This is a genomic window from Nonomuraea sp. NPDC049624 (assembly GCF_040675255.1).
Classification (GTDB): Bacteria; Actinomycetota; Actinomycetes; order Streptosporangiales; family Streptosporangiaceae; genus Nonomuraea.
Genome location: NZ_JBFAOR010000001.1, coordinates 881,837 through 907,032, shown reverse-complemented (window position 1 = coordinate 907,032; position 25,196 = coordinate 881,837). Strand labels below are relative to the sequence as shown.

Annotated in this window: 25 protein-coding genes; 10 read left to right on the top strand and 15 right to left on the bottom strand. The window is 71.3% G+C overall.

What is annotated here, in order from left to right:
- Nucleotides 1-14 precede the first annotated feature (14 nt).
- Together AB0J76_RS04865 and AB0J76_RS04860 are read right to left on the bottom strand one after the other, a co-directional pair.
- Nucleotides 15-686: a ribonuclease HII gene (locus AB0J76_RS04865; RefSeq protein WP_352318371.1), complete on the bottom strand. Its 672-nt coding sequence runs from the start codon at nt 684-686 to the stop codon at nt 15-17.
- Between the two features lie 10 nt (nt 687-696).
- Nucleotides 697-1,632 (bottom strand): LysR family transcriptional regulator, encoded by a 936-nt coding sequence (locus AB0J76_RS04860; protein ID WP_352318373.1) that lies wholly within the window; start codon nt 1,630-1,632, stop codon nt 697-699.
- A 79-nt stretch (nt 1,633-1,711) separates the two neighbouring features.
- Between AB0J76_RS04860 and AB0J76_RS04855 the strand changes: the two genes are divergently transcribed.
- The 3 genes from AB0J76_RS04855 to AB0J76_RS04845 all read left to right on the top strand — a co-directional run bounded on the left by AB0J76_RS04855 (nt 1,712) and on the right by AB0J76_RS04845 (nt 7,044).
- On the top strand, nt 1,712-2,998 hold the full coding sequence (locus AB0J76_RS04855) for a pyridoxal phosphate-dependent aminotransferase (RefSeq protein ID WP_352318375.1): 1,287 nt from the start codon (nt 1,712-1,714) through the stop codon (nt 2,996-2,998).
- 141 nt (nt 2,999-3,139) lie between these two features.
- Nucleotides 3,140-3,784, top strand: coding sequence for a GNAT family protein (locus AB0J76_RS04850; RefSeq protein WP_352318377.1), 645 nt, complete (start codon nt 3,140-3,142; stop codon nt 3,782-3,784).
- Nucleotides 3,785-4,038: 254 nt separating this feature from the next.
- On the top strand, nt 4,039-7,044 hold the full coding sequence (locus tag AB0J76_RS04845) for a BTAD domain-containing putative transcriptional regulator (RefSeq protein WP_352318379.1): 3,006 nt from the start codon (nt 4,039-4,041) through the stop codon (nt 7,042-7,044).
- Between the two features lie 256 nt (nt 7,045-7,300).
- Here the strand turns inward: AB0J76_RS04845 and AB0J76_RS04840 are convergent, their stop codons facing one another.
- Nucleotides 7,301-8,713 (bottom strand): methyltransferase, encoded by a 1,413-nt coding sequence (locus AB0J76_RS04840; RefSeq protein WP_352318381.1) that lies wholly within the window; start codon nt 8,711-8,713, stop codon nt 7,301-7,303.
- 124 nt (nt 8,714-8,837) lie between these two features.
- On the opposite strand from AB0J76_RS04840, the gene AB0J76_RS04835 reads away from it, so the two are divergent.
- Nucleotides 8,838-9,140, top strand: a complete 303-nt coding sequence (locus AB0J76_RS04835) for a hypothetical protein (RefSeq protein ID WP_352318383.1) — start codon at nt 8,838-8,840, stop codon at nt 9,138-9,140.
- Here AB0J76_RS04835 and AB0J76_RS04830 read toward each other — a convergent pair.
- Genes AB0J76_RS04830 through AB0J76_RS04820 form a run of 3 tightly spaced genes read right to left on the bottom strand, consistent with a single transcriptional unit; the run spans nt 9,112 to nt 11,231 of the window.
- Nucleotides 9,112-10,089, bottom strand: coding sequence for an NAD(P)-dependent oxidoreductase (locus tag AB0J76_RS04830; protein WP_352318385.1), 978 nt, complete (start codon nt 10,087-10,089; stop codon nt 9,112-9,114). The genes AB0J76_RS04835 and AB0J76_RS04830 overlap by 29 nt on opposite strands.
- Before the next feature lie 33 nt (nt 10,090-10,122).
- Nucleotides 10,123-10,722 (bottom strand): TetR/AcrR family transcriptional regulator, encoded by a 600-nt coding sequence (locus AB0J76_RS04825; protein ID WP_352318387.1) that lies wholly within the window; start codon nt 10,720-10,722, stop codon nt 10,123-10,125.
- Nucleotides 10,719-11,231, bottom strand: a complete 513-nt coding sequence (locus AB0J76_RS04820; protein ID WP_352318389.1) for a GNAT family N-acetyltransferase — start codon at nt 11,229-11,231, stop codon at nt 10,719-10,721. The genes AB0J76_RS04825 and AB0J76_RS04820 overlap by 4 nt, the downstream gene beginning before the upstream one ends.
- A 58-nt stretch (nt 11,232-11,289) precedes the next feature.
- Here AB0J76_RS04820 and AB0J76_RS04815 point away from each other — a divergent pair, with 58 nt between their 5' ends.
- From AB0J76_RS04815 to AB0J76_RS04800, 4 genes are all read left to right on the top strand, one after another.
- Nucleotides 11,290-11,769, top strand: a complete 480-nt coding sequence (locus AB0J76_RS04815) for a helix-turn-helix domain-containing protein (protein ID WP_352318391.1) — start codon at nt 11,290-11,292, stop codon at nt 11,767-11,769.
- A gap of 69 nt (nt 11,770-11,838) precedes the next feature.
- The gene (locus tag AB0J76_RS04810; RefSeq protein ID WP_352318393.1) at nt 11,839-12,660 is read left to right on the top strand and encodes an SURF1 family protein; all 822 of its coding nucleotides are present in this window, start codon (nt 11,839-11,841) and stop codon (nt 12,658-12,660) included.
- Nucleotides 12,661-12,670: 10 nt separating this feature from the next.
- Entirely contained in the window at nt 12,671-13,414 is a 744-nt protein-coding gene (locus AB0J76_RS04805) for a tyrosine-protein phosphatase (RefSeq protein ID WP_352318395.1), read from the top strand.
- Between the two features lie 158 nt (nt 13,415-13,572).
- Nucleotides 13,573-14,769 (top strand): amidohydrolase family protein, encoded by a 1,197-nt coding sequence (locus tag AB0J76_RS04800; RefSeq protein ID WP_352318397.1) that lies wholly within the window; start codon nt 13,573-13,575, stop codon nt 14,767-14,769.
- Here the strand turns inward: AB0J76_RS04800 and AB0J76_RS04795 are convergent.
- The 4 genes from AB0J76_RS04795 to AB0J76_RS04780 form a co-directional block, all read right to left on the bottom strand.
- Nucleotides 14,766-15,119 carry a YkvA family protein gene (locus AB0J76_RS04795; protein ID WP_352318399.1) on the bottom strand — a complete coding sequence of 118 codons (354 nt, stop codon included), beginning with the start codon at nt 15,117-15,119 and terminating at the stop codon, nt 14,766-14,768. The genes AB0J76_RS04800 and AB0J76_RS04795 overlap by 4 nt on opposite strands.
- Nucleotides 15,120-15,184: 65 nt before the next feature.
- Nucleotides 15,185-16,603 carry an amidase gene (locus tag AB0J76_RS04790; RefSeq protein ID WP_352318401.1) on the bottom strand — a complete coding sequence of 473 codons (1,419 nt, stop codon included), beginning with the start codon at nt 16,601-16,603 and terminating at the stop codon, nt 15,185-15,187.
- Nucleotides 16,603-17,568: an LLM class F420-dependent oxidoreductase gene (locus AB0J76_RS04785; RefSeq protein WP_352318403.1), complete on the bottom strand. Its 966-nt coding sequence runs from the start codon at nt 17,566-17,568 to the stop codon at nt 16,603-16,605. Before AB0J76_RS04785 ends, AB0J76_RS04790 begins: the two co-directional genes overlap by 1 nt.
- A gap of 79 nt (nt 17,569-17,647) precedes the next feature.
- Nucleotides 17,648-18,316 carry a TetR family transcriptional regulator gene (locus AB0J76_RS04780; protein WP_352318405.1) on the bottom strand — a complete coding sequence of 223 codons (669 nt, stop codon included), beginning with the start codon at nt 18,314-18,316 and terminating at the stop codon, nt 17,648-17,650.
- Between the two features lie 319 nt (nt 18,317-18,635).
- Here AB0J76_RS04780 and AB0J76_RS04775 point away from each other — a divergent pair, with 319 nt between their 5' ends.
- Nucleotides 18,636-19,385, top strand: coding sequence for a hypothetical protein (locus AB0J76_RS04775; protein WP_352318407.1), 750 nt, complete (start codon nt 18,636-18,638; stop codon nt 19,383-19,385).
- 145 nt (nt 19,386-19,530) lie between these two features.
- On the opposite strand, the gene AB0J76_RS04770 is transcribed toward AB0J76_RS04775, so the two are convergent.
- The 5 genes from AB0J76_RS04770 to AB0J76_RS04750 form a co-directional block, all read right to left on the bottom strand.
- Entirely contained in the window at nt 19,531-20,592 is a 1,062-nt protein-coding gene (locus tag AB0J76_RS04770; RefSeq protein WP_352318409.1) for an aspartate-semialdehyde dehydrogenase, read from the bottom strand.
- Complete coding sequence (locus AB0J76_RS04765; RefSeq protein WP_352318411.1) at nt 20,589-21,863, bottom strand: aspartate kinase; 1,275 nt, start codon at nt 21,861-21,863, stop codon at nt 20,589-20,591. Before AB0J76_RS04765 ends, AB0J76_RS04770 begins: the two co-directional genes overlap by 4 nt.
- Before the next feature lie 87 nt (nt 21,864-21,950).
- Nucleotides 21,951-22,481 carry a DUF5063 domain-containing protein gene (locus AB0J76_RS04760; RefSeq protein ID WP_352318413.1) on the bottom strand — a complete coding sequence of 177 codons (531 nt, stop codon included), beginning with the start codon at nt 22,479-22,481 and terminating at the stop codon, nt 21,951-21,953.
- A complete protein-coding gene (gene recR, locus AB0J76_RS04755) occupies nt 22,474-23,073 on the bottom strand; it encodes a recombination mediator RecR (RefSeq protein WP_352318415.1) in 600 nt (199 codons plus the stop codon). The genes AB0J76_RS04760 and recR overlap by 8 nt, the downstream gene beginning before the upstream one ends.
- 2 nt (nt 23,074-23,075) lie before the next feature.
- Nucleotides 23,076-23,426, bottom strand: a complete 351-nt coding sequence (locus AB0J76_RS04750; protein ID WP_125640519.1) for a YbaB/EbfC family nucleoid-associated protein — start codon at nt 23,424-23,426, stop codon at nt 23,076-23,078.
- Between the two features lie 332 nt (nt 23,427-23,758).
- Between AB0J76_RS04750 and AB0J76_RS04745 the strand changes: the two genes are divergently transcribed.
- Nucleotides 23,759-25,177, top strand: coding sequence for a GAF domain-containing protein (locus tag AB0J76_RS04745; RefSeq protein WP_352318417.1), 1,419 nt, complete (start codon nt 23,759-23,761; stop codon nt 25,175-25,177).
- Nucleotides 25,178-25,196 lie beyond the last annotated feature (19 nt).

The following is a 25,196-nucleotide window of genomic DNA, read 5'->3' as shown; positions in this document are numbered from 1 at the left end:
CCCGATCCTACGGCTCAGCCGAACAGCGCGGCCTGCCCTTCACCCACGAGCGGATCCCTGACCTGCTTCAGATGCCGCCATTGCGGCAGGTCGTCCAGGTAGGACCAGGAGAGCCGGTGGTGCGGTGTGGGGCCGAGCCGGGCCAGGGCGTCCTGGTGCGCGGGCGAGGGGTATCCGGCGTTCTCCGCGAAGCCGTACTCCTCATGCCCGATCGTGCCCATGTAGGCGTCCCGCCGGACCTTGGCCAGGACCGAGGCCGCCGCGACCGAGACGCTGGCCGCGTCGCCCTTGATCTCCAGGCGGACCGGCCAGGGAGCGCCGATGTAGTCGTGCTTGCCGTCGAGGATCACGGCGTCGGGGCGCACCGGCAGGGCTTCGAGCGCCCGGCGGGCGGCCCTGCGCAGCGCCTCGGTCATGCCGAGCGCGTCGATCTCGGCGTGGCTCGCCTCGCCGAACCCGATGCCGGCCGCCCACGCGGTCAGCTCGCCGGCCAGCGGGCCGCGCTTGGCGGCCGAGACCTGCTTGGAGTCGGTCAGGCCGGGCGGCGGCTCGGACAGATCCGTCACGACGGCGCAGACCGTCACCGGCCCCGCCCACGCGCCCCTGCCGACCTCGTCGACGCCCGCGACCGTGCGGGTGCTCGGCATGGACAGCAGGAGCTGCTCGATCTCGTACGTCGGCGCCATGGGCGAGACGCTACCGCTCGGCCGGGGTCACCGGCTCCAGATCGCCGGCGATGTACCGGGCGGCCACGTGGATCGCCCGCAACGTCACCGACACCGACGGCCGGTGCACGCTGGACCTGCGGGCGACCGCGATCACGTCGCGGCCGACCGGGTTGCCGGGGAACTCCCTGACCGCCAGGCCGCGCACCCCGGCGGCCAGCGCGAGCGCGGGCACCGCGGCGATGCCGATGCCCTTGGCGACGAGGGAGAGGATCGTCCCCAGCCCCTCGAACTCCCAGGGCGTCGGCCGGGTGCCGCCGACGTCCACGAACAGCCGGTCCACGGCCAGGCGCGAGGGCTCGCCGTCGGGGGTGGCCATCCACGGCTCGTCGCGCAGCTCGCGCAGGTCGAGCGGCACGCCGGGGTCGGCCAGCCGGTGCCTGCGCGGCACGACGAGCACGATGGGGTCGCGCAGCAGGGGGAAGGCCCGCAGGCTCTCGCTCTCCCGGACCGACCCGTACCAGTCGTCGACGAGGGCGATGTCCACCTCGCCCGACTGGACCTCCCGCATGCCCCGCCCCGACCTGCTCTGGCCCAGGCGGAGCGTCAGCTCGGTGTGGCGGCGCAACGAACGCGCCAGCGCGGGCGCGAATGCCACGGCCGCTGTGGGGAAGGCGGTGACGACGACGCGCCCCGAGGGGGTGCCCGCATGGGCGGAGAGGTCGGACTCGGCCTCCTCGACCATTGACAGGATGCGTTCTGCGTGCTGGACGAGCCGGCGTCCGGCGTCGGTCAGCTCCGCGCTGCGCGCGGTTCTGTCGATCAGCGCGGTGCCAGTCTCCCGTTCCAGCGCCGCGAGCTGCTGGGAGACGGCCGAGGGGCTGTAGCCCAGCGACTCGGCGGCGGCCGCGATGCTGCCCCGGCGAGCGAACTCACAGATCAGCGCCAGACGCCGGAATTCGAGCATCAGACTTCCTTACACCTACCCACAAAAAGCCTCGCTTGTACTGATGCCTTCATACAACCACCCTGGGAACGTGACAAACATGACCGTGACCTTGTCCGCCACCTTGGCGGCGAACGAAGACATCGAACGAAGACGGCGCGCCGGGGAACGCGTGCTGCACCTGGCCTTCGGTGAGGCCGGTCTGCCCGTCCACCCGGCGCTGCGCGACAGGCTGGCCGCCGCTTCCGAGCGCAACGGCTACGGGCCGGTCGCGGGCGCGTCCGGGCTGCGGGCCGCGGCGGCGGGCTACTGGGCACGACGGGGGCTCCTGACCGACCCCGAGCTGGTCGTCTGCGGACCTGGCAGCAAGTCGCTGCTGTACGGCCTGCTCCTGGCGATCGGCGGCGACATCGTCCTGCCCATGCCCAGCTGGGTCAGCTACGCCGCGCAGGCCGATCTGGTGGGCTCCCGTCCCATCCTGGTGCCCGCACCGCCAGGAGAGGGCGGGGTGCCCGACCCCGACCTGGTCGTCGCGGCGGTCCGCCGGGCCCGGTCGGCGGGCAGGACGGTCAGCTCCCTGCTGGTCACGCTGCCCGACAACCCGACCGGCCGGCTGGCCACGCCGCAGACCGTCGCCCGCCTGGCGGCCGTGGCGCGCGAGCTGGACCTGATCGTGATCTCCGACGAGATCTACCGCGACCTGGTCCACGACGAGTCGGCCGGCTACACCTCGCCTGCCGACCTCGCGCCCGAGCGCACGATCATCACCACCGGGCTGAGCAAGAGCCTGGCGCTCGGCGGATGGCGGATCGGCGTGGCCCGGCTGCCCGAGGGCGCGCACGCGCTGCGCACCCGGCTGCTGGCGGTGGCCAGCGAGATCTGGTCGGCGCCGGCCGCGCCCGTCCAGGAGGCCGCGTCCTACGCCTTCGACGAGCCGCGTGAGCTGACCGACCGGGTCGCCGGCAGCCGGAGGTTGCACGGCATCGTGGCGCGGGCCGTCCACGAGCGGTTCACGGAGATCGGCGCCTCGGTGCCGCGACCTCAGGGAGGCTTCTACCTCTATCCCGACCTGAGCCACCTCAGGCTCGGCGGCTCCGCGGAGATCACCCGGATCCTGCTGGACGAGCACGGCATCGGCGTCCTTCCCGGACACGCCTTCGGCGACGACCCGTCGGCCGCCCGGGTGCGCGTGGCGGTGAGCCTGCTCTACGGCGACTCACCCGAAGAACGACTGACCGCGCTGAACAGCGCAGATCCCCTTCAACTGCCATGGATCGCAGCGAATCTGAACCATCTGTCCATGGGCCTGAAGGAGCTCGCTCTGGTCCGTCACGGCGTCGTGGGTGAACGTCACCCGGCGCTGGTGCCGGCACCATGTCACGGTTAGGCGAATCTTTCCCCAAGAGCTGGTTTACCATCCACCAAATCAGCCCTCTGACCTGCGGAAACACCGCACATCCAGAAACCCGGGAAAGATGGCTTCGAGAGCCTGGTTACGCGCGCGCCGCGCGAGCCTCATCATGTGCTCATGCCCGCTCTTGTCACCTTGTCCGGGCGCTCCGTGCGCCTGGAACCTCTCAGCCACGCGGTGATCGACGATCTCGTCGCCGCGGCGAGTGAAGACCGCTCCACTTACGCCTTCACTCGCGTCCCGGACGGCCGGGACGAGATGGTCTCCTATGTGGAGGCCGCCATGGCTGAGCAGGCGGAGGGCCGCACGCTGCCCTTCGCCATCCGGTGGCTGAACACCGACCGCGTGGTCGGTGCCACCCGTCTCATGCACCTGGAGTACTGGCAGGGCCCCATGCCCTGGCCTCCGGGTACACGGGGTGCGGTGGGCGACATCCCGTCCGTGGCGGACATCGGTTACACCTGGCTGGGCGCCTGCGCCCAGGGCACCGGCGTCAACCGGGAGAGCAAGTTCCTCATGCTCTCACTCGCCTTCGAGACCTGGAACGTCCACCGCATCACACTCAAGGCAGATGTCAGGAACGTCCGATCCCGGGCCGCCATCGAGGCCCTCGGCGCACACTTCGACGGGGTGCGGCGAGCGGATAGCCGAGGCGCCGACAACACGGTCCGAGATACGGCCTTCTACTCGATCCTGAACTCCGAATGGCCGCTCGTCCGAGAACGGCTGGCCATGCGGCTCGGACTGGTAGAGGCAGCGTAGGAACATCGGCAACGGCCCCGCCCATACTTTCCGGGCGGGGCCTGTATTTTTCTGCGTCCCCATCGGCTCTACATGACACGCCCCCGTGTCGGTGCGCCATGTACGGCCTGCCATCAGCATGCGGAGGCACGGTCAACACCTGATCAAAGGCGGATCAACGGTTCGTTCCGGCGATCAGCCCAGTTCTAGGTGGTAAGCGGTACTGGATCTATCATTTGGACACAAATCGTTCCATTGCCCGGGAGACAGACGGCATGGCTGGTCAGAGCGTTGAGGGCGGGCTGCGGTTCGCCGTGCTCGGTCCCGTCCGCGCGTGGCGCGAGGGGCAGGAACTCGACCTGGGCACCCCGCTGCAACGTTCGATCCTCGGCATGCTGCTCCTGCGGGAGGGCCGCGCGGTCACCCCCGCCGAGATGATCGACGCCGTCTGGGGCGAGGACGCGCCGCCCCGCGCCCTGGGCGCGCTGCGCACCTACGTCTCCCGCCTGCGCACGGTGCTCGAACCCGACAGGCCCGCCCGCTCCCGTCCGGAGCTGCTGACCTCCATCGGCCGGGGCTACGCGCTCCGCCTGCCCGACGACGCCCTCGACCTGACCCGCTTCGAACGCGGCATCGCCGAGGCCGAGGCCGCCCGCAAGGCCGGCCGGCTCTCCGCCGCCGCCGAGGGCATGCGGGCCGCGCTGACCCTGTTCGAGGGCGAGCCGCTGGCCGGCGCCGTCGGCCCGTACGCCGAGCACCAGCGCGACCGTCTGGCCGAACGCCGCGTCAGCGTCATCGAGACGCTCATGGACCTCGACCTGGAGCTGGGCGGGCACGCCGCCGTCGTGTCCGAGCTGATCGCGCTCACCGCCGAGCACCCCCTGCGCGAACGCCTGCGCGCCCAGCTCATGCTCGCCTACTACCGCTGCGGACGGCAGGGCGACGCCCTCAACGTGTTCACCGAGACCCGCCAGGCGCTGATCGACGAGCTCGGCATCGAGCCCGGCAGCGAGCTGACCGCGCTCCACCAGCGCATCCTGGCCGCCGACCCGGCGCTCACCCTCGTGCCGCCGCCCGCCGTCCCGGCCGAGCAGGCCGCCGGCGAGCCCGCGGCCGAGGAGGAGCCGCCCGCGCTCGATCTGCCCCGTCCGGCGCAGCTCCCGGCCGCCGTCGGCGACTTCACCGGGCGCAAGGAGGTGGCCGTCCGCGTCCACACCCTGCTGTCCGCGCAGTCGTCGGCCGAGGGCGTGCCGGTGGTGGCGTTGTGCGGCATCGGCGGCGTCGGCAAGACCACGCTGGCCGTCCACGTGGCGCACGCGGCCGACGACCTGTTCCCCGACGGCCAGCTCTACGCCGACCTGCGCGGTCACAGCGACGAGGTGACCGCTCCGGAGTCGGCGCTCGGCGGCTTCCTGCGCGCGCTCGGCATCCCGCCCGACGTCATCCCCGACGGCCTGGCCGAACGGTCGGCGCTCTACCGCTCGCTGCTGTCCGACCGGCGCATCCTCGTGCTGCTGGACAACGCCCGCGACGCCGACCAGGTCAGCCCGCTGCTGCCGGGCTCGCCGGGCTGCGCGACGATCGTCACCAGCCGGGCCAAGCTGGCCGACCTGCCCGCGGCCCGGCTGATCGACCTCGACGTCATGGAGCCGGACGAGGCGCTGTCGCTGTTCGCCTCCGTCGCCGGGCCCGAGCGGGTGGCCGCCGAGCACGGCGCCGCCATGGACGTGGTCGCCGCCTGCGGTTTCCTGCCGCTGGCCGTCCGGATCGTGGCCGCCCGCCTGGCCGCCCGCCCCTCCTGGACGGTCGCCTCGCTGGTGCCCAGGCTGGCCGACGAGCAGCGCCGCCTCGACGAGCTGCGCGTGGGCAACCTGGCGGTCGAGGCCACCTTCGCGCTCGGTTACGGCCAGCTCGAACCGGCCCAGGCCCGCGCGTTCCGCCTGCTGTCCCTGCCGAAGGGCCCCGACATCTCGATCGGGGCCGCCGCGGCCGTCCTGGCGATGAACGTGTACGAGGCCGAGGAGCTGCTGGAGTCGCTGGTCGACATGAGCCTCCTGGAGGCCACCGCGCCCGGCCGCTACCGCTTCCACGACCTGCTCAGGCTGTTCGCCAGGCGCGTCCTGGACAAGACCGAGCGCCCGCAGGACAAGACGCTGGCGCTGCGCCGGCTGCTCGGCTTCTACCTGGCCTCGTCCCGGTCGGCCCACCGGCTGGCCTACGAGGGCAGCATGATCCCCGACAACCTGGCGGTGGTCGGCAGCGGGCTCACCTTCACCACCGTCGACGAGGCCGTGGCCTGGCTGATCTCCGAGGGCGACTCGCTGTTCGCGGCCATCAACCAGGCCGCGACCACGTCCACGGCCGGAGAGCAGCTCCTGCCCGCCGCCGACATGCTGGTGGCCATGGAACCGCTGCTGGAGGCCGGTACCCACACCCGCGAGTTCGACCAGGGCACCCGCGCGGTGCTCGCCGCCGCGCTGGGCCTGGACGACGAGGCGAGCGAGCTGCGCTCCCGGTACGTGCTGGGCCGGGTGCTGTTCGCCGGCAACCAGCTCTCGGAGTCCGAGGCCCACTTCCGCCGCGTGTACGAGCTCTCCGACGCCCGCGGCGAGAAGATCGTCACCGGCGAGGTGCTCAACGCGCTGGCCGTCGTCGTGGGCCGGCAACGCCGCCACACCGAGGCTCTCACCCTGTTCGACGCCGCCTCCCGCTACTACCGCGAGAACGGCGTCCCCGCCGGCGAGGCCCTGGTGCTCAGCTACTCGGCCCGCGACCACCTGGGCCTCGGCCACGCCGACGACGCCATCGCCGCGGCGGAGAAGGGCCTGGCCATCTTCACCGAGATAGGCAGCGGCGCCGGCACCGCCCGCGCCCGCTACCACCTGGGCATCGTGCTCAGCCGGGTCGGCCGGCTCACCGAGGCGGTGCACCACCACGCCGAGTGCCTGGCCTTCTTCCGCTCCAGCAAGCAGCGGGTCTGGGAGCAGCGCGTGTGCTCCCGGCTGGCCGAGACGTTCATCGCCGCCGGGCGCTACCCCGACGCCGTACGCCACGCCGAGCAGGCGCTCCTGGTCTCGCGCGAGATCGGCCATCCCTACGGAGAGGCGCTCTCGCTCACCGTGCTCGGCCGGGCGCTACGCGGACTGGGCAGCTCCGCCCGGAGCCTCGACTGCCTCAGGCAGGCCTACGACGTCTTCACCCGGCTCGGCGCCCCCGAGGCCGGCGACCTGAAGCTCCTGCTGGACAGCGTCGCCGTCGAACGGTCCGTCGTCGAGTCCTGAGTACAGCTCGTCGTCCAGACGTGTCATCCACACATGGTTGATCAAGGCTGTCCTTAGTCAATGCCGATGGCAGCCCGGCCGGTCATCCTGACCGCCACGCGTCGCCAGGGGGCCCGGTCATCCGGATGCTTCGCGTGACGGCTAGCCGCCTCACACGGACGACCGGCCGGGACTCGACGCGGACCTTCGAACCCCCCAGGCCCGCGTCTCGGTCAGAAGCCTCCACCGGCGCGGTCAACGTCGGATCAACGGTGAATCAAAGCAGGAAATAACCCTCGGCGATGAGCGGCCGGACCGCGTCGGCGTTGGGGATCTCGCCGTCGCCGACCAGCTCGGCGATCACGTTGAGCAGCGGCCCGAGCGCCAGCTCGCCGTCGCACACGCCGGCCAGGGCGGCCTCGACGGTGCCGACCTCCCTGCTGCGCCGCAGCCCCTGCGTCTGGCGCAGCACGATGCGGATCGGGTCCTCCGCGCCGGGCAGGCCGACGCGTTCGTCCAGCACGCCTTCGGCCGTGCGCAGCAGCGCCGCGTCGAGGTCGGCGGCGCGGTGGGCGGCGGCGATGGAGTCGAGCACGTCGTCGACGTAGTCGCCGACCGGCAGGGCCACCTGGTGGGGCAGGTGCTCCACGCGCACGACCGGGTCGAGGGTGCCGGAGTTGCGCATGGTGATCCAGCCGAAGCCGATGCCCTCGACCTTGCGCTCGTCGAACCAGGCCAGCCACCGGTCGTAGTGGTCGGTGTAGCCCTTGGTGCCCTGCTCGGCCGCGTCCTTGAGCCACAGCTCGACGTATTCGGCCGGGTCCTGCACGTCACGCTGGACGACCCAGGCGTCGCAGCCGGTCTCGCGCAGCCAGCCGCCGACCCGGTCGTGCCAGTCTTCGCCCTCGACGTGCAGCCAGTTGGCCAGGAAGTGGGCCTGCCCGCCGGGCGCGAGGTGGCGCGGGGTGCGCCGGACCAGGTCGCGGCAGAAGTCGTCGGCCTCGCCGCCGGACTCGCGGTAGGTCAGCGTGCGCTCGGCCCCGGGGGCGATGACGAACGGCGGGTTGCTGACGACCAGGTCGAACAGCTCGCCCTCGACCGGCTCGAACATCGACCCCACCCGCGCGTCGACGCCGCTCACGCCGGACAGCTGCCAGCTCAGCCGGGCCAGCTCCACGGCGCGCGGGTTGAGGTCGGTGGCCACCACCTGCTCGGCCCGCCCGTCGAGGTGGAGCACCTGGACGCCGCAGCCTGTGCCGAGGTCGAGCGCGCGCGTGACGGGCCGGCGGCTGACGAGCTGGGCCAGGTTGGCCGAGGCGCCCCCGGCCCCCACGACGTGGTCGGCCCGCAGCGCCGGGTCGCCGGGCCTGACCTTGCGGTCGGAGACCACGTAGCCACCGGTCTCCCACGGCTGCAGGTGCACGGTCGCCCTGATCAGGTCGCCGTCGGCCGACACCAGCCCCGACTCCAGGACGGCGGCCGGCACGGATCTGGCCGGCACCGGCACGCCGAGCCACCAGAGCCTGATCAGGGTGCCCAAGGGGTCGCCGTCGGCGGTCGCCCGCAGGGCCGGGACGAGCTCCTCCCGCGCCAGGGCCGAGGCCGCCATGGCGCCGAGCCGGTCGCGGACGCCGTCGATCGTGTAGCCGGTTTCGAGGAGGTGATGGCGCAGTCGTTCCACGGACACCATCCTTTCACCAGCCACCGACAGTGCTCATACTGTTACTTACGCGCCCAAGTGTTCTGCAAGCCATGGACAAGTGGGTGGCGGTATCTCTAGGGGTGCAAGACGCCGTACCGAGGAGCGCGCCCCCATGCTGATCCCCTGCTTGGCCTGCGAGTCGCGATTCGGGCCCGACGAGTACTTCAACGCCTGCTCCGACTACAACCGGGGCCTGGACCTGGTCTCGTGGACCTGCCCGCGCTGCGGCAACCGCGACGACCTGCGCGTGCTGCCCGGCGAACTGGGGTTCGGCTACCCCTCGCGCGGCAGGTTCGACGTGCACGACCGGCTGCGCGTGCCCGGCCTGCGCAGGCAGCGCGGCGACCTGCGGCTGGACATCTCCCTCGACCGCTCCCGCTGGCAGGTCAGGACGCGGATCCGGCAACCGGCCTGACCGGCGCGCACGCGTACGCGGGCGGCTCGCCCCGCAGCAGTCGCGCGATGTCCTCCACCAGCGCCTCCGCCAGCTCCTCCAGGCTCTCCCCGGTGGCCTCGCCGAGCCTGGGCGTGAGCACCACGTTCGGCAGCCTGGTCAGCGGGTGGGCCGGATCGAGCCATTCGCCCTCGAAGTGGTCGAGCCCGGCGCCGCCCACCTGGCCCTGGCGCAGCGCGTCCACCAGGGCGGTCAGGTCGTGCAGGGCGCCGCGCGAGGTGTTGAGGTAGATCGCGCCCTGGCGCATCGCGCCGAACTCGCTGTAGCCGAACAGGCCCCTCGTGTCCGGGGTCAGCGGCACGTGCAGCGACACCACGTCGGCCTCCGCCAGCAGCGCGGGCAGTGTGTGCGTGGCCTCGGGGACGTACGGGTCGCAGGTGACCACCCGCATGCCCAGCCCCTGGCAGCGCCAGCGCATGGCCCGGCCCACCCGGCCCAGGCCGACGATGCCGAACGTGCGTCCGGTGAGCCGTCTGCCGCGGTGGCGCTGGGCGGGGGGCACCCTGCCGCGATGGGCACGGCCCCTGCGCACCTCACGGTCGGCGGTGACGATGTTCCTGCTGACCGCGAACAGCAGCGCGAGCGTCAGCTCGGCCACCGCCTCGGGGTCGCGGTCGGGGGCGTGCAGGACGGTGACCCCGCGCTCGGCGGCCAGGCGCAGGTCGACCCCCGTGGGGGCGCCCAGGCTGGCCACGATGTCGATCTGGAGTCCGAGCACCGAGGTGCGAACCTGATCGCCGTCGGTGATGAGCACGTTCGCGCCGGTCTCGATGACCAGGTCGGCGAGCTGCTCGTCGGTGAAGCCGACGCTCGGCCGGGGAGGAGCCTCGGCCACGTCGGCGACCTCGCCCAGACGGGCGAGCGCGCTCTCCGGCAGGTCGGGCAGCACGAGCGCCCGAGGTCTTCTCACATTTGGACAATAACACCACAGACGGTGCTCAGATCATTGCTCCCCGCGCTGGCGGAGACTCTGCCAGGCCGCCTCGCCCAGGCCCTTGATCTCTTCCTCGGTCGGGGTGTGCGCCCCGGCGAACCACAGGCGGCACATCTCCTGCGCCGGCCCGAGCCACAGGACGTAGCACATGGTGGCGTGGACGGGCTGGAGCTGCCCGTTCTTCATGTGCGGCTTCCACCAGTCGGAGACCTGGCGGAAGAACGCGCGCCTGGCCTCGGCCACCTCGGCGCCGCCCGGCTCGTGCTTGCGCGGCGGGCGCTCGCTGACCAGGATCCTGGCCCGCTCGGGGTGCTCGCCGGCCCAGCGCATGTGGAAGGCGACCACGGCCTCGATGCCGGCGCGGGCGTCGTCGTGCCGGACCAGCTCGGCGAGGAACTCCTGCTGGTAGGCGTCGAGGATCTCGGCGTACAGGACGCCGTAGACGTGTTCCTTGCTGGCGAAGTGGTGGTAGAAGCTGCCGACGCTTACACCGCTCTCCTCGCGCAGACTGGCCAGCGTGGTGGCCGAGACACCGTCCTGGCTGAAGCGGCGGAGGGCGCCCTCGATGATGCGGGTGCGGCCGTCGCGTCCGTTCTTGACACTCTTCACACTGTCAATGGTGTGCTACCAGAACCTTGTTCCGCAAATACTCCGGCCAGATCGATCATAGCGGTCACCTCGACCGTCCCCGACGCGACCTTCATCTCGGCGTCCGGCCACAGCCTGCGGACTAGCCTGAGCACCCGCCGGTTCTCGCCCATCACGTCCATCCCGACCGTACGCGCCCCCCGCACGGCGGCCCTGAGCAGCAAGGTGTCGACGAGCCGCGGGCCGAGCCCGTTCCCCTGCCAGCGGTCGGCCACCACGACGGCCACCTCGACGTCGGCGCAGCCGCCGCGGTAGCTCATGGCGTGCCCGACGATCTCGTCCCCGGCGGTGACGACGAGCGCGTCGCGGCGTTCGTCCAGGGTCAGCAGGGCGCGTACGAGGTGGGCGGCCGGGACGGTCAGGGCGGTGAAGAACCGCAGCGTCTGGGTGTGCAGCGACAACCCCGTCAGGAAGCGTCTGATCCGTTCCTCGTCGTCCGGGCGGACCGGGCGGATCTGGGTTCCGTGCATAGACCCAGCCTGCCCCTCAGGGCTGAGTCTGTCAATCGAACTCAGATATAATACGAAGATGAGCGTGCCGTTCCGATTGGGCTTCCGGGTGGACAACTGCTCGATCGAGCGCACCCTGGACATCGTCGGGGAGAAGTGGACCTTCCTGGTGCTGCGCGAGGCGTTCAGCGGCGTGCGCAGGTTCGCCGACATGCAGGCGGTCACCGGCGCCCCCCGCCAGGTGCTCAGCGCGCGCCTGGCCCGGCTGGTCGACGAGGGCCTGCTGCGCAAGGTGCCCTACCGCGAACCCGGCCAGCGCCAGCGCGACGAATACCGGCTGACCGACAAGGGCCGCGACCTCTATCCGCTGCTCGTCGCGCTCATGCACTGGGGTGACAAATACCTGGCCGACGAGGAGGGCCCGCCGGTGCTGCTCACCCACCGCGACTGCGGCGCCCCCATCGAGCTGCGCTTCCGCTGCGCCGAGGGCCACGAGGTGGCCGGGCCGCGCGAGGTCACGCCGGTCCCCGGCCCGGGCCCCGGGCTGCGCACCGTCTGAGCGGGCGAGCCGCGTGAGGGAGCACCCGCCCCCTGAGCGGGCGAGCCGCGTGAGGGAGCACCCGACCCGGTGCCTAACCTTGAAGGCGTGTACCGGTTCCTGCTGACGCCCCGATGGCTGGCGCTCCACGTCGTGGTGCTGCTGGTCATCCCCGCCTTCGTGTTCCTGGGCAGGTGGCAGTTCGGGCGTTTCGAGGAGCGGTCCGACAACAAGGACAGGGTGACGGCCAACATCGAGGCCGCCGCCGTCCCGCTCGACCGGCTCGCGGCTCCCGGCCGGCCGGTCGGCGAGGGCGACCGGTTCCGCACGGTCGTCGCGTCCGGCACGTACGACGCCGCCCACGGCCTGCTCGTCCGCCGCCGGCCGCAGGAGGGCCGTAACGGCTTCTACGTCCTGACCCCGCTGGTCACCGGCGACGGCACCGCCGTGATCGTCAACCGCGGCTGGATCCCGGCCGCCGCCAGCGCCGACACGGCTCCCGAGGTCCCCGCCCCGCCCACCGGACAGGTAACTGTCACCGGGCGGCTACGTCAGAGCGAGACCGAAGACTCCACCGGCATCCGCGAGCGGTCCGGGCTGCCGGACGGCCAGGTGCTGCTGATCGACGCGACCAAGATCGGGCAGCGGATGCCGTACCGGCTGGTGGGCGGCTATGTCGAGCTCACCGGGCAGCAGCCGCAGGCCGCCGCCGCGCCCGCTCTGGTGCCCGCCCCCGACGTCGGCTCCGGCGGCGGCCTCAACCTGGCCTACGGGGTCCAGTGGTGGCTGTTCATCGGCATCGCGATCGGCGGCTGGATCCTGCTGATCCGGCGCGAGGTGGCCGAGCAGAAGTCGGGGAAGCCCGCCGGTGAGTCCGTGGCGGCCCAGGAGGCGGAAACCGCCGCCAATTAAGGTGTGAAGGGTGATCCGCCACATTGAGTTCGCCAATCTCCGCAATTTTCGTGACGTAGGTGGATATGCCACCGAGGACGGGCGCACCGTCCGATGGCAGCGGCTCTACCGGGCCGACTCCCTGGGCTGGCTGGCCGGCGACGACCTGCGGGCCTTCCACGCGCTGCGCGTGCGCACCGTGATCGACCTGCGGCATCCCGCCGAGGTCGAGCGGGCCGGCCGGGTGCCGGAGACCGAGGGGCTGCGCTACCGCAACCTGCCGATCGAGGGCCGCCCCTGGGACATCGCCCGGTTCACCGAGGAGATCGGCGTCGAGCGCTACCTCGCCGACCGGTACCTGGAGGTGACCGAGGACGGCGTGGAGAACCTGCGCGCCGCCGTGGAGACGGTCGCCGTCGCGGAAAACGCGCCGGTCGTCATCCACTGCGCGGTGGGCAAGGACCGCACCGGCCTGCTGACCGCGCTGATCCTCTCGCTCGTCGGCGTCGCCGAGGACGACATCGTCGCCGACTACGCCCTGACCGGCCTGGCGACCGAGCGCTTCATCGCCGACCAGCGCACGAGGCACCCGGACACCCCGCTGTGGCCGGGGTTCGGCCGCGCCCCCGCCCGGGCCATGCGCCTGTTCCTGGACGACCTGATCGACCGGCACGGCTCCGTCGAGGGCTACGTCACGGGCGTGCTCCAGGTCGACCGGGCCACCATCGCCGAACTTCGCGAAAATCTCCTGACTGATTCGATCTCCCGCGGGTAGAAGCCGCCGGGGTCCGCAAGGGGCAGCATCCTCAAGGACCCCACAAGCCCGGGATCGCCCCCATCCCCCTCCAGGCGGTCCCGGGTTCGAATGCATGGATACCCAACGGATACGTCGCAGCTTGTTCGACGTTATGCCGCCGTCGTACGGTTACCTGCGTGACTACGCCGCTGCTCCCCGACCCTGACCCCCGGCGGCGCGACTATGTGATCATCTCTGCCGACGATCACCTGATCGAGCCTCCTGACCTCTTCGAGGACAGGCTCCCGGAGAAATACGCCGACGTCGCGCCCAAGGTCGTGGAGACGGACGCCGGTCACCAGGTCTGGCGCTACGGCGGTGCCACGTACCCGTGCGCGGGCATCGACGTGGGCGCCGGGCTGCCGCGCGAGCAGTGGACCCTGGATCCGGTCAGGTTCGAGCAGATGCGTCCCGGCTGCCACGACATCGAGGCCCGCGTCCAGGACATGGACGTCGCCGGCATCTGGGCCGCGCTGTGCTTCCCCGGCATGCTGGCCGGCCAGGCGGGCATGCCGTTCGCCCGCACCCGCGACCAGGAGCTCGGCCTCGCCCTGGTCAAGGCGTGGAACGACTGGCACATCGACGTCTGGGCCGGCACCTACCCCGAGCGGATCATCGGCCTGCAGCTGCCCTGGCTGCCCGATCCCGACGTCGCCGCCAAGGAGATCAGGGCCAACGCCGCCCGCGGCTTCAAGGCCGTGGTCTTCCCCGAGTTCCCGACCAGGCTCAGGCTGCCGTCGATCCACACCGGCCACTGGGACCCGTTCTTCGCCGCCTGCGAGGAGACCGGCACGGTCGTGGCCCTGCACACCGGCGACTCCTCCTGGTCGCCCGTGCCCTCGCCCGACACGCCCATCGAGGCGATCACCACGCTGATGCCCACCAGCGCCATGTTCGCCTGCGCCGACTGGCTCTGGTCGGGCCTGCCGCTGCGTTTCCCCGGGCTGCGCATCCTCATCGTCGAGGGCGGGGTCGGCTGGCTGCCGATGCTGGCCGAGCGCGCCGACTACGCGCTCGACCACCCGGTCGCCGGCGAGGCCGCCTGGGACGGCGGACTCAAGCCCAGCGAGGTGCTGCGCCGCAACTTCTTCTTCGGCACGCTCGACGACCACGCGCTGTCCGGCGTGCGCCTCGCCGTCGGCCTCGACCATGTGCTCCAGGAGAGCGGTTACCCGCACTCCGACTCGACGTGGCCCGACACCCAGAAGGCCGTGGCCGCGAACCTCGGCGCGCTGCCGCCCGCCGACATCGCCAGGGTCGCCTACGGCAACGCCGCCCGCCTGTTCGGGCACCCGCTGCCCTCGCGCGCCTGGTTGCGGATGGAGGAGATCTAACGCTCGTCCTCGACCAGCCTGGCCTGGATGATCTTGCGCTCGTGCTCGACGTAGCGACCGCTCTCGCCGAGCAACGAGGCGATCAGCCAGAGGAACACGCCGAAGTCGTCGGCCACCCCGATGAGCACCAGGAAGTCGGGGATGACGTCGACCGGCGACAGGATGTAGACCACGCCGAGCGCCATCAGGGCGAGCTTGCCCTTGCCCATGCCGTCGTAGCGGCCGCGGGTGACCGCGCCGATCATGCGCGGGATCGCCCGCACCCTGGTCATCATCCCCGGCGTGCCAGGCTTGGTCACCTCGCGGTACGTCCGCCACGCCGCCGCTGCCCGTGCTGCCTTCGCCATCATGACGATCCTCCTACCCCCGGCTTCTCACGACATAACGCGTCAGCCGGGTGAGGGGTTCCTGACGATCAGCGCATGGCGGCGTGCTCGAACGGCCTGACCTGCTCGATCTGCGCGGCCATCCGGATCAGCAGATCCTCGCGTCCGGCCGCCGCCACGAGCTGCACGCCGACCGGCATGCCCGCCGCGTTCCTGTGCAGCGGCAGCGAGACGGCGGGCTGGCCGGTCGCGTTGATCGGCGAGGTGTAGGCCACCACCTGCGCGGTCCTGCCGAAGGCGGTGCTCAGGTCGGCGGGCGGGATCCAGCGGAGCGGGAACGGCGCCGCCCCCGACGACGGCATCAGCAGCAGGTCGTTGCCCCCGGCCCACCAGGAGGCCATGCGGCGGCGGAAGCCGTCCACCCACTGGGTGGCCAGGATGTGATCGGCCGCGCTGTTGGCGCGGGCGGCGGCGACCATGGCGGCGTTGCGCGGTTCGAGCTCGTGCAGCTCCACCGGCCTGCCGCGGGCCGCGCCCAGGCTCACGACGTGCGCGGCGAGGTTGTTGGCGACGATGGCGGCGAAATGCCGGGCGAACTCCGGCTCGGCGAGCGCCGCCGGGCCGCCCGGGGTCACGTCGTGACCGAGGCTCTCCAGCAGCGCCGCCGCCCGGGTGACGGCCTCGGCCAGGTCGGGATCGGCGGGCACGTCCGGCCTCGGGTGGGCGGTCAGGAAGCCGATGCGCAGCCGTCCCGGGTCGGCGTGCAGTTCGGCGGTCAGGGGGCCGGGCAGCGCGGGGGCGTCGTAGGGGTCTCCCGGCTCGTAGCCGGAGACCGCGTCGAGCGCGGCCGCCGTGTCGCGCACGGTCCTGCTCACGAAGCCGGGGCAGGAGAAGCCGCTCCAGCCCTCGCCCATGGACGGGCCGTGGCTCAGCCGGCCGCGCGTCGGCTTGAGCCCCACCAGGCCGCACAGCGAGGCCGGGACGCGGATCGAGCCGCCGCCGTCGCTCGCCGTGGCCAGCGCGACCATGCCCGCGGCCACCGCCGCCGCCGACCCGCCGCTCGACCCGCCCGCCGAATACGCCGGGTCGTAGGGGTTGCGGGTGGGGCCGTACGCCACCGGCTCGGTCGTGATCGTGCTGCCGAACTCGGGGGTGTTCGTCCGGCCCAGCAGCACGAAACCGGCCCGGCGCAGGCGGACCACGCCATGGCCGTCCTCGGCGGCGTCCAGGTCGTCGCGCACCCGCGAGCCCGCGGCGTACGGCTCGCCGGCCTGCCGCCAGCCCAGGTCCTTCAGCAGGATCGGCACGCCGCGGAAGGGCGCGTCCGCCGGGAGGTCGTCGATCTCGGCCAGCGCCCGCTCGAACCGCCGGTGGACGACGGCGTTGAGCTCGCCGTCGTGGGCCTCGACGGCGGCGATGGCGGCCTCGGTCAGCTCGCGGGCCGACACCTGCCCGTCCCTGACCGCCCGGGCCTGGCCGACGGCGTCGAGCCGCAGCACGTCGTCCATCAGCCCTCCCGGACCGGGGCCAGGTCGCGCACGGCCTGCTCGATCGGCACCTCGCCGCCGGGGATGGGCGCGAGCACCGGCGTGTCGAGCCCGTTGTCGACGTACTGGCGGATCCTGGCCCGGCAGGTGGCGGCGTCGCCGTGCACGACGAGGGCGTCGACCACCTCGTCGGGGATGGCCTTGAGCGCGGCCTGGCGGTCGCCGGCCGCCCACGCCTCGTGCATGGGACGCAGCACCTCGCCCCGGCCCAGCCAGTCGTGGAAGGCGGCGTAGGCGGGCACGGTCAGGTAGCTGGCCAGCATCCACCTGGCCATCTCGCGCACCTTGTCTGCGTCCTCGCTCACGCAGACGAACAGGCGGGCGATGAGCTCGGTGTCGGGGCCGATCTCGGCGCGCACCTTGGGCACGTCCTCGGGGGCGAGCCAGTTGGTGATCGCGCCGTCGGCCTCCTCGGCGGCCAGGCGCAACATCCGGGGCCGCAGGGCGGCCAGCACGATCCTGGGGGCGGTCTTCGGCGCCCGTTCCAGCTTGAAGCCCTTGATCTCGAACGTCTCGTACCGCTCGGAGACCTTCTCCCCCGCCAGCGCCCTCCGCAGGAAGCGCAGCGTGTCGCGGGTGCGGGCGTACGGCTTGGCGAACTCCACGGCGTTCCACCGCTCGACGATCGCCGGCGAGGAGGAGCCGATGCCGAGCACGAACCGGCCGGGGGCCAGGTCGGCCAGGGTGGCCGCGGACATGGCCAGCAGCCCCGGCCCCCGCGTGGAGACCGGGACGATCGCGCTCCCGAGCCGCATCCCCGGAGCCCACTGCGTGGCCATCGCCAGCGGGACGAAGCCGTCGTTCCCGTTGACCTCGGCCGACCAGGCGTCGGTGTAGCCGAGGCCCGGCAGCTGCGCGATCAGCTCCTGCGACCTGGCCAGGGAACGGTCGTAGAAGGGGATGGTCATGCCCCAGTTCGGCGTCATTCATGGCCTCCGGTTCGGCGACGGTGAGCCGACCATACCAAGCGGCCATACCAAGCGGTATGTCACCGCAAGGAGCCCCCTAGGCCCGCAGTTCGTGCACCGCCGCGATGAAGTCCTTCGTGATCCCCTGCAACCCGGGCAGATGCGACAGCCCCACCAACCGGTCCACCAGCGGCACCGTGACCTCGATCAGCCGGTACGTCCGCACGCACCCCGGCGAGGTGTCGTGCACCCAGAACAGCACCATGCCCATCGACAACAACCACAGCAGCTCGGGCAGCTCCGCCCGCAGCTCGGCGTTCATCCGGTCCTTCGACCCCTCGACCACCTCGCGGTAGATCCCGATGGACGCCTCCCGCGCCGGCGACGACTGCGCGCTGAACGGGCTCAGCGGGTTCGTCGGCTCGGCCGCGTGCTTGAAGAACTTCACCGCGAACTCGTGGTACGGCTCCGACACGCGCACCCACTCCCGCAACACCCCGCTCAGCCGCGCGGCGAACGACCTCTCCGTGGCCAGGAACTCCCGGCAGGCCTGCTCGTGCTCGGCCTGCGCGCGGTCGTAGTAGGCCTGGATCAGCGCCTCCTTGCTCTCGAAGTAGTAGTAGGCGTTGCCCACTGACACCCCTGCCTCGGCGGCGATGGCGCGCATGGTCGTCGCGTCGAAGCCACGCTCACGGAACAGTCGCAAGGCCGTCTCGACGATGACCTCTCGGGTGCTCTCCGATCCTCTGTTTCGGGCTTCGGACACGTTCGTCACTTTACGTCTTGAAAGCGTGGTGGGTCATGGAGTGGCACGGTGATCGCCGCCACAGGGCAAAGATGACTATGAGACATGAGTTATCTCCTGGGAATGGTGGGATTGTCGTTTCAGGCGGAAGGGCTCTTTTCCGCGAAAAGGCATCGACATGTGGATACGTGGAACAGCGCGCACCTTCGTGGTGGCGCTCCTCGGCATTCAGATCACCATAATCGCGCTGGCGTCGGCCGCTTCCGCCGCCTCCCACCCATCAGGTGGAGAGCGGGCTCAGGCGCCAACACCGTTCAACCGTCCTGACGAGACCGGGGGGATGCTCGACCTGTCCCTGTGGTTCCCGGAGGGGATCGACGGACCGTGGACCAACATCCGGCAGGCCGCCGTCGCGGCGGCCCTGGCGGAGACATACCAGGTCGAGCAGCACCAGGCGGACCCCGCGGCCGCCAAGTCGCAGCTGTCGAAGGAGGACTCCGAGGAGACGGAGGACGCCTGGGCCGAGGCCGAGGACGCGTTCGTCGCGCAGCCGGACACGCAGGAGCTCGCGGAGCGCCCAGAAGCCGTCACGAGGCCCGCGAGCGTCGAGGAGGCGATGAGGCCCCGGAGCCGGCCGCAGAGGTCGCAGCAGCGATCTCAGCTTGATCTGGCACGGGTGCTGCCCAGGCAGGCCGCCATGCACATGACCCACGCCCTGGCCGCCCGCTGGCTCAAGAGCTCGGGCCTGCGCACGAAGTCGTCGGGCCACTGTACGAGCCGCCACATGCACCACTGCACCTCGCTCGACTCCGTTAGGGCCGGCACGATCGCCCGGATCATCGACCTCAAGCATGACAGCGGCTGCCCGGTCATGGTGACCGGCGGCACCGAGGCGGGTCACGCGCCCGGCCAGTACAGCCACGGAAACGGCTACAAGCTCGACATCACGCACAACGCGTGCATCGACCGCTACATCACCCGGCACCACCGCAAGGCGGGCGTCCGCGGCGACGGCGCCGCGCTCTACCGCTCCGCCACCGGAACCGTCTTCGCCAACGAGAGCAGCCACTGGGACATCCTCTTCCGGTGACAGGCCCCGCCCGCAGGAGAACGTGACCCGCCGGGAATGCACGAATCGCCGGGAAACGCGGCTCCTCGGAGAAGGCGACAGAACTCTCCGGGAAACGCGAAGGACGCCGCACACAGGCACGGCGTCCCCACGGAGTCGGGCCGGGCTACAGCTCGGAGGCCACCAGCTCGGCGATCTCAGCCGCGTTGAGCGCGGCGCCCTTGCGCAGGTTGTCGCCGCAGACGAACAGGTCGAGCGTGTTCGGGAAGTCGATCGCCTGGCGGACGCGGCCCACGTAGGTCGGGTCGTTGCCGACCACTTCGAGCGGCGTCGGGTAGACGCCGTTGGCCGGGTCGTCCATCAGCACCACCGTCGGCGCCGCCGAGAGCACGCGGTGGGCGTCCTCGACCGTGATCTCACGCTCGAAGCGGGCGTGCACGGCCAGCGAGTGGGTGGTGATCACCGGCACCCGGACACAGGTCGCCGAGACCTTCAGGTCGGGGATGCCGAGGATCTTGCGCGACTCGTTGCGCAGCTTGAGCTCCTCGGACGCCCAGCCGCCGTCCTTGTACGAGCCCGCCCACGGCACCACGTTGAAGGCGATCGGCGCCGGGAACGGCGACTCGTCGGGCAGCTTGCCGGCCAGCGCCTTGCGCACGTCGCCGGCCGTCTGGCCGAGCGAGCGGTCGCCGGCCAGGGCCTCGACCTCGTCGTAGAGCCGGGCCGAGCCGGCCACGCCCGCGCCCGACACCGCCTGGTAGGAGGCGACGACGAGCTCCTTGAGCACGTACTCGGCGTGCAGCGCGCCCATGGCCGCCATCATCGACAGCGTGGTGCAGTTGGGGGTCGAGATGATGTTCCTGGGCCGCTGCCGCGCGTCGAGCGGGTTGACCTCGGGCACCACCAGCGGCACGTCGGGCTCCATGCGGAACGTGCCGGACTTGTCGATCGCGATCGCGCCGCGCTCGGCCGCGATCGGCACCCACACGGCCGACACCTCGTCGGGCACGTCGAAGATGGCGATGTCGATGCCGTCGAAGACCTCGGGCGCGAGCGCCTGGACCACGACGTCCTGACCGCGCACGCTCAGCACCTTGCCCGCCGAGCGCGGGGAGGCGACGAGGCGGATCTCGCCCCAGATGTCCTCCCGGCTGGACACGATGTCCCGCATGACGGTGCCCACGGCGCCGGTGGCGCCGATCAGGGCGAGATTGGGCCTGCTGCTCATCGTCCGCTACCTCCGTACACCACTGCTTCGACCTGGTCGGCGTCGAGATCGAAGGCACGGTGGGCGGCCGCCACGGCCGCGTCGACACCGTCCTGCTCGACGATCACCGAGATGCGGATCTCCGAGGTGGAGATCATCTCGATGTTGACCCCCGCGTCGGCGAGGGCCGCGAAGAACGTCGCCGTGACGCCGGGGTGCGAGCGCATGCCCGCGCCGATCAGCGACACCTTCCCGATCTGGTCGTCGAAGAGCAGCGACTCGTAGCCGATGCGGCCCTGGATCTTCTTCAGCGCGGTCAGCGCCACCTGGCTGTCGGCCGTGGGCAGCGTGAAGGAGATGTCCGTGCGGCCCGTGGCCGCGGCCGAGACGTTCTGGACGATCATGTCGATGTTGATCTCGGCGTCGGCCAGCGTTTTGAAGATCGAGGCAGCCTCGCCGACCTTGTCGGGGACCCCGACAACAGTGATCTTGGCCTCGCTCCGGTCGTGCGCGACGCCGGAGATGATCGGCTGCTCCATCTCGGTTCCTTCGGTGTAAGGGTCGGAGACGACCCACGTGCCTTCCGTGGTGCTGAACGAGCTGCGTACGTGGATCGGCAGGTCGAACCGCCGAGCGTACTCGACGCAGCGCAGATGCAGGATCTTCGCGCCGCAGGCCGCCATCTCCATCATCTCGTCGTACGAGATCTTGGGGATCTTGCGGGCGACGGGCACGATGCGGGGGTCGGCCGTGAAGATGCCGTCGACGTCGGTGTAGATCTCGCAGACGTCGGCCTCCAGGGCCGCCGCGAGCGCGACCGCGGTGGTGTCGGAGCCGCCGCGGCCCAGCGTGGTGATGTCCTTGGTGTCCTGCGAGACGCCCTGGAACCCGGCCACGATCGCGATGTGACCCTGGTCGAGCGCCTCACGGATGCGGCCCGGCGTCACGTCGATGATGCGCGCCTTGCCGTGGGTGGAGTCGGTGATCACGCCGGCCTGCGAGCCGGTGAACGAGCGCGCCTCGTGGCCGAGATTGGCGATCGCCATGGCCAGCAGGGCCATCGAGATGCGCTCTCCGGAGGTCAGCAACATGTCGAGCTCGCGGCCCGGAGGCAGCGGCGACACCTGCTCGGCCAGGTCGAGCAGCTCATCCGTCGTGTCGCCCATCGCGGAGACGATCACGACCACGTCGTTGCCGGTTTTTTTCGTCGCGACGATCCGCTGCGCGACCCGCTTGATGCAGGACGCGTCGGCGACGGACGAACCACCGTACTTTTGCACAACGAGCGCCACGAGAGTCTCCCGGTCTGGACTGTGAACTGCCAGTCTACTGGGGGCCTCTGATGGGCCTGATGGTTCATACCACTATGTGGATGATCATCACACTGTGGTGGCTTCCTCCGCCACGTCGAGCCGCGAGTGCGCGGCGAGGGCCTGCAGCGCGCGCATCGCCGCGCCCGCGTGGTTGCCCCAGGTGTTGAAGTAGGAGTACTGCCACCACCACAACGCCTCGTGCGGACGGCCCGCGTGGAAGTGCCGCAGCCCGTGGATGAGGTCGGCGGCCACCGCGGTCAGGTCGTCCGACAGCCGGTACGGCGTGACCGACGTGTCCTTGTACGGATCGAACACCTCGGCGTAGTCGTCGACCGCCTCCAGCCGCTCGGCCAGCGCCGTGCGCACGCCGTCGATGTCGGGGTCCTCGCTCATCGGCGGCTCGTAGTTGCCCGACAGGATCACGTCGCGGTTGGCGCCGAGCTTGGCGCCGGCCAGGCTCACCTGCGCGACCTCCACCAGGAGCAGCGACCAGATCGCGTCGCCGCCCTCACCGCCGGCGACCCTGGCCAGGCCGTCGACGTAGTTCTGCGCGTGCGCGGCGATCTCTTCGGCCAGCACATCCCACATATCAGACATCCAGGAGCCTCCGTCCTTCGAAAGCACGGCCCAGGGTCACCTCGTCGGCGTACTCGAGGTCACCGCCCACCGGCAGGCCGCTGGCGAGTCGTGTCACTTTGATGCCCATCGGCTTGACCAGACGGGCGAGGTAGGTAGCGGTCGCCTCGCCTTCGAGGTTGGGGTCGGTGGCGAGGATGAGCTCGGTGACCCGCCCGTCGGCCAGGCGTGTCATGAGCTCGCGGATGCGCAGGTCGTCGGGGCCGATGCCGTCGATCGGGCTGATCGCGCCGCCGAGCACGTGGTACGTGCCGCGGTACTCGCGCGTCTTCTCGATCGCCACGACGTCCTTCGACTCCTCGACCACGCAGATGACGTGCGTGTCGCGCCGCGGGTCGCGGCAGATGCGGCACTCCTCCTCGGAGGCCACGTTGCCGCACACCCGGCAGAAGCGCACCTTGTCCTTGACTTCGAGCAGCGCGTGCGCCAGCCGCCTGACGTCGGCCGGATCGGCCGCCAGCAGGTGGAACGCGATGCGCTGCGCGCTCTTCGGACCGACGCCGGGCAGCATGCCGAGCTCGTCGATCAGGTTCTGGACGACCCCTTCGTACATGCCTAGAACCCTGGCAGCTGTCCGAGTCCGCCGCCGCCCAGACCTTGGGCGAGCGGGCCGAGCTTCTCCTGCTGCAGGTCGGCGGCGGCGCGCACCGCGTCGCGGACGGCCGCGATCACCAGGTCGGCGATCGTGTCGGCGGTGTCCTGCGGGTCGGCCGCGTCGATCACGCTCGGGTCGATCTTGAGTTCGAGCAGCTCACCTGAGCCGTTGACGACGGCAGTGACCATGCCGCCGCCCGACGAGCCCTCGATCTGCGCGTCGTTGAGCTCCTGCTGGGCGCTCACAAGCTGCTGCTGCATGAGCTGAGCCTGCTCCAGCAGCTGCTGCAGGTTGACATCCCCTGGGTTCACCGTCGTGCGCTCCTCGTGGCTCCGGTTCTTGACTGCCACGAGCCTACGGTGTTTGGGCGGCGTCATGTACTGGGAGGGCTCCCCATGTTTCCCTCCAGGCATTCGTCACGGACCTTTGTCATGGCCGGATCTCGGCCCCCCTCCAGTGTCCGAGACCCGGCCATCACGTCGGACGGAGCGGCCGCACCACGCCGACGCGTGTTTCGGAACGGTAGTGCGCCCAACGTTGCACACACGTTGCGTTCATTCAATCACCCTACGCAATCCCCCTGAACAGCTTGCGCATATCGCCGCCAGGACGGATGCTCGTTGTTGACTACTTGGAGTGACCGATGAGTTACGGCCATCTCGATGCGTACTCCCGCCTTCTACGCGGAGCACACGAAGCGGCGGCTACCGGGCAGAGCTCGCCCGATTCGCCCCGCACCCTGATCACGGCCTCGTGGCGGCGATCGCTCGCGGCGGGGATCGACCCGGACGGCCGCAGCGCCCCTTTGGTCTGCGAGTCCGCCGACGTCGTCGAGATCCGCGAGGCTCATCCGCTGCGGCCGCTGCTGCCCCTGTTCGCCCAGACGCTCTCCGGCCTGGCGGACGAAGCCGACCACGTCATGATCGTGACAGACCGTGACGGGCGCGTGCTCTGGCGTGAGGGCAAAGGCGGCATCCTGCGCAATGCGGACCAGGTGGGCCTGGCCGACGGCCATCACTGGGGCGAGTACATGGCCGGCACCAACGGCATCGGCACCGCGCTCGCCACCGGCCGGCCGGTGCACGTCTACTCCGAGGAACACCTGATGCGGGTGCTGCACGTCTGGTCGTGCAGCGCGGCGCCGATCAGCGATCCGGAGTCGGGCAACGTCATCGGCTGCGTCGACGTCAGCGGCATCGCGCGGTCCCTGCATCCGGCGACGGTCGCCCTGGTCAGCGCGACGGCCAAGCTCGCCGAGTCGCAGCTCGCCGTACAGATGCACGAGCGCGACGAACGCCTGCGCCGCCGCTACGAGTCGCTGCGCAACCGGGGCGGCATCCTGCTGTCGCCCACGGGCCGGGTCATCTCGGGCGATCCCATGGGCCGGCTCGGCGACCGGCTTCCCCTGTCCGGCCAGCGCATGATCCTGCGTGACGGGAGCGTCGCCTTCCTCGAACCCTTCTGCGACGGCTACCTCCTGCGCGACACGCCGTCCGCGACGCCGCCCACCCTGCGCCTGACCTGCCTCGGCGAGGGCACCCCGACGGCCGACCTGGGCGAACGCCCGCGTCAGCTCTCACTGCGCCACGCCGAGATCCTCGCCCTCCTCGCCCTGCACCCCCAGGGCCTGTCGGCCGACCAGCTCTCGTTCCACCTCTACGGCGACGACGGCAACCCGGTCACCATCCGGGCCGAGATCCATCGGCTGCGCGGTCAGCTCGGGGAGGTGCTGGCGGCGAAGCCGTACCGGCTGGTGTGCCCGGTCGAGGCGGACTTCCTCGACGTTCGCCGGCTCCTCGACTCGGGCGACACCGCAGCGCTGGCCGCCGCCTACCCCGGGCCGCTCCTGCCGCGCTCGGAGTCGCCGGACATCCGGCGCGAGCGCGAGGAGCTCGAAGCCCAGGTACGCGCCTGCCTCCTGCGCCACGGCTCGCCCGACGACCTGTGGACCTACGCCCAGACCCCCAACGGCCGCGACGACTACCAGATCCTGGAACGCCTGTCGGCCCTTCCGCCGACGGACCCCCGCTCGGCCGCCGCCCGCGCCCGCCTCTTCCCGTGACATCCGTCCGGAGGGGAGC

Coding starts and splice junctions, on each gene's coding strand:
- AB0J76_RS04865 (WP_352318371.1), bottom strand. CDS start 686: ATGGCGCCGACGTACGAGATCGAGCAGCTCCTGCTGTCCATGCCGAGC.
- AB0J76_RS04860 (WP_352318373.1), bottom strand. CDS start 1,632: ATGCTCGAATTCCGGCGTCTGGCGCTGATCTGTGAGTTCGCTCGCCGG.
- AB0J76_RS04855 (WP_352318375.1), top strand. CDS start 1,712: ATGACCGTGACCTTGTCCGCCACCTTGGCGGCGAACGAAGACATCGAA.
- AB0J76_RS04850 (WP_352318377.1), top strand. CDS start 3,140: ATGCCCGCTCTTGTCACCTTGTCCGGGCGCTCCGTGCGCCTGGAACCT.
- AB0J76_RS04845 (WP_352318379.1), top strand. CDS start 4,039: ATGGCTGGTCAGAGCGTTGAGGGCGGGCTGCGGTTCGCCGTGCTCGGT.
- AB0J76_RS04840 (WP_352318381.1), bottom strand. CDS start 8,713: ATGGTGTCCGTGGAACGACTGCGCCATCACCTCCTCGAAACCGGCTAC.
- AB0J76_RS04835 (WP_352318383.1), top strand. CDS start 8,838: ATGCTGATCCCCTGCTTGGCCTGCGAGTCGCGATTCGGGCCCGACGAG.
- AB0J76_RS04820 (WP_352318389.1), bottom strand. CDS start 11,231: ATGCACGGAACCCAGATCCGCCCGGTCCGCCCGGACGACGAGGAACGG.
- AB0J76_RS04815 (WP_352318391.1), top strand. CDS start 11,290: ATGAGCGTGCCGTTCCGATTGGGCTTCCGGGTGGACAACTGCTCGATC.
- AB0J76_RS04795 (WP_352318399.1), bottom strand. CDS start 15,119: ATGATGGCGAAGGCAGCACGGGCAGCGGCGGCGTGGCGGACGTACCGC.
- AB0J76_RS04790 (WP_352318401.1), bottom strand. CDS start 16,603: ATGGACGACGTGCTGCGGCTCGACGCCGTCGGCCAGGCCCGGGCGGTC.
- AB0J76_RS04785 (WP_352318403.1), bottom strand. CDS start 17,568: ATGACGCCGAACTGGGGCATGACCATCCCCTTCTACGACCGTTCCCTG.
- AB0J76_RS04775 (WP_352318407.1), top strand. CDS start 18,636: ATGCTCGACCTGTCCCTGTGGTTCCCGGAGGGGATCGACGGACCGTGG.
- AB0J76_RS04770 (WP_352318409.1), bottom strand. CDS start 20,592: ATGAGCAGCAGGCCCAATCTCGCCCTGATCGGCGCCACCGGCGCCGTG.
- AB0J76_RS04760 (WP_352318413.1), bottom strand. CDS start 22,481: ATGTCTGATATGTGGGATGTGCTGGCCGAAGAGATCGCCGCGCACGCG.
- recR (WP_352318415.1), bottom strand. CDS start 23,073: ATGTACGAAGGGGTCGTCCAGAACCTGATCGACGAGCTCGGCATGCTG.
- AB0J76_RS04745 (WP_352318417.1), top strand. CDS start 23,759: ATGAGTTACGGCCATCTCGATGCGTACTCCCGCCTTCTACGCGGAGCA.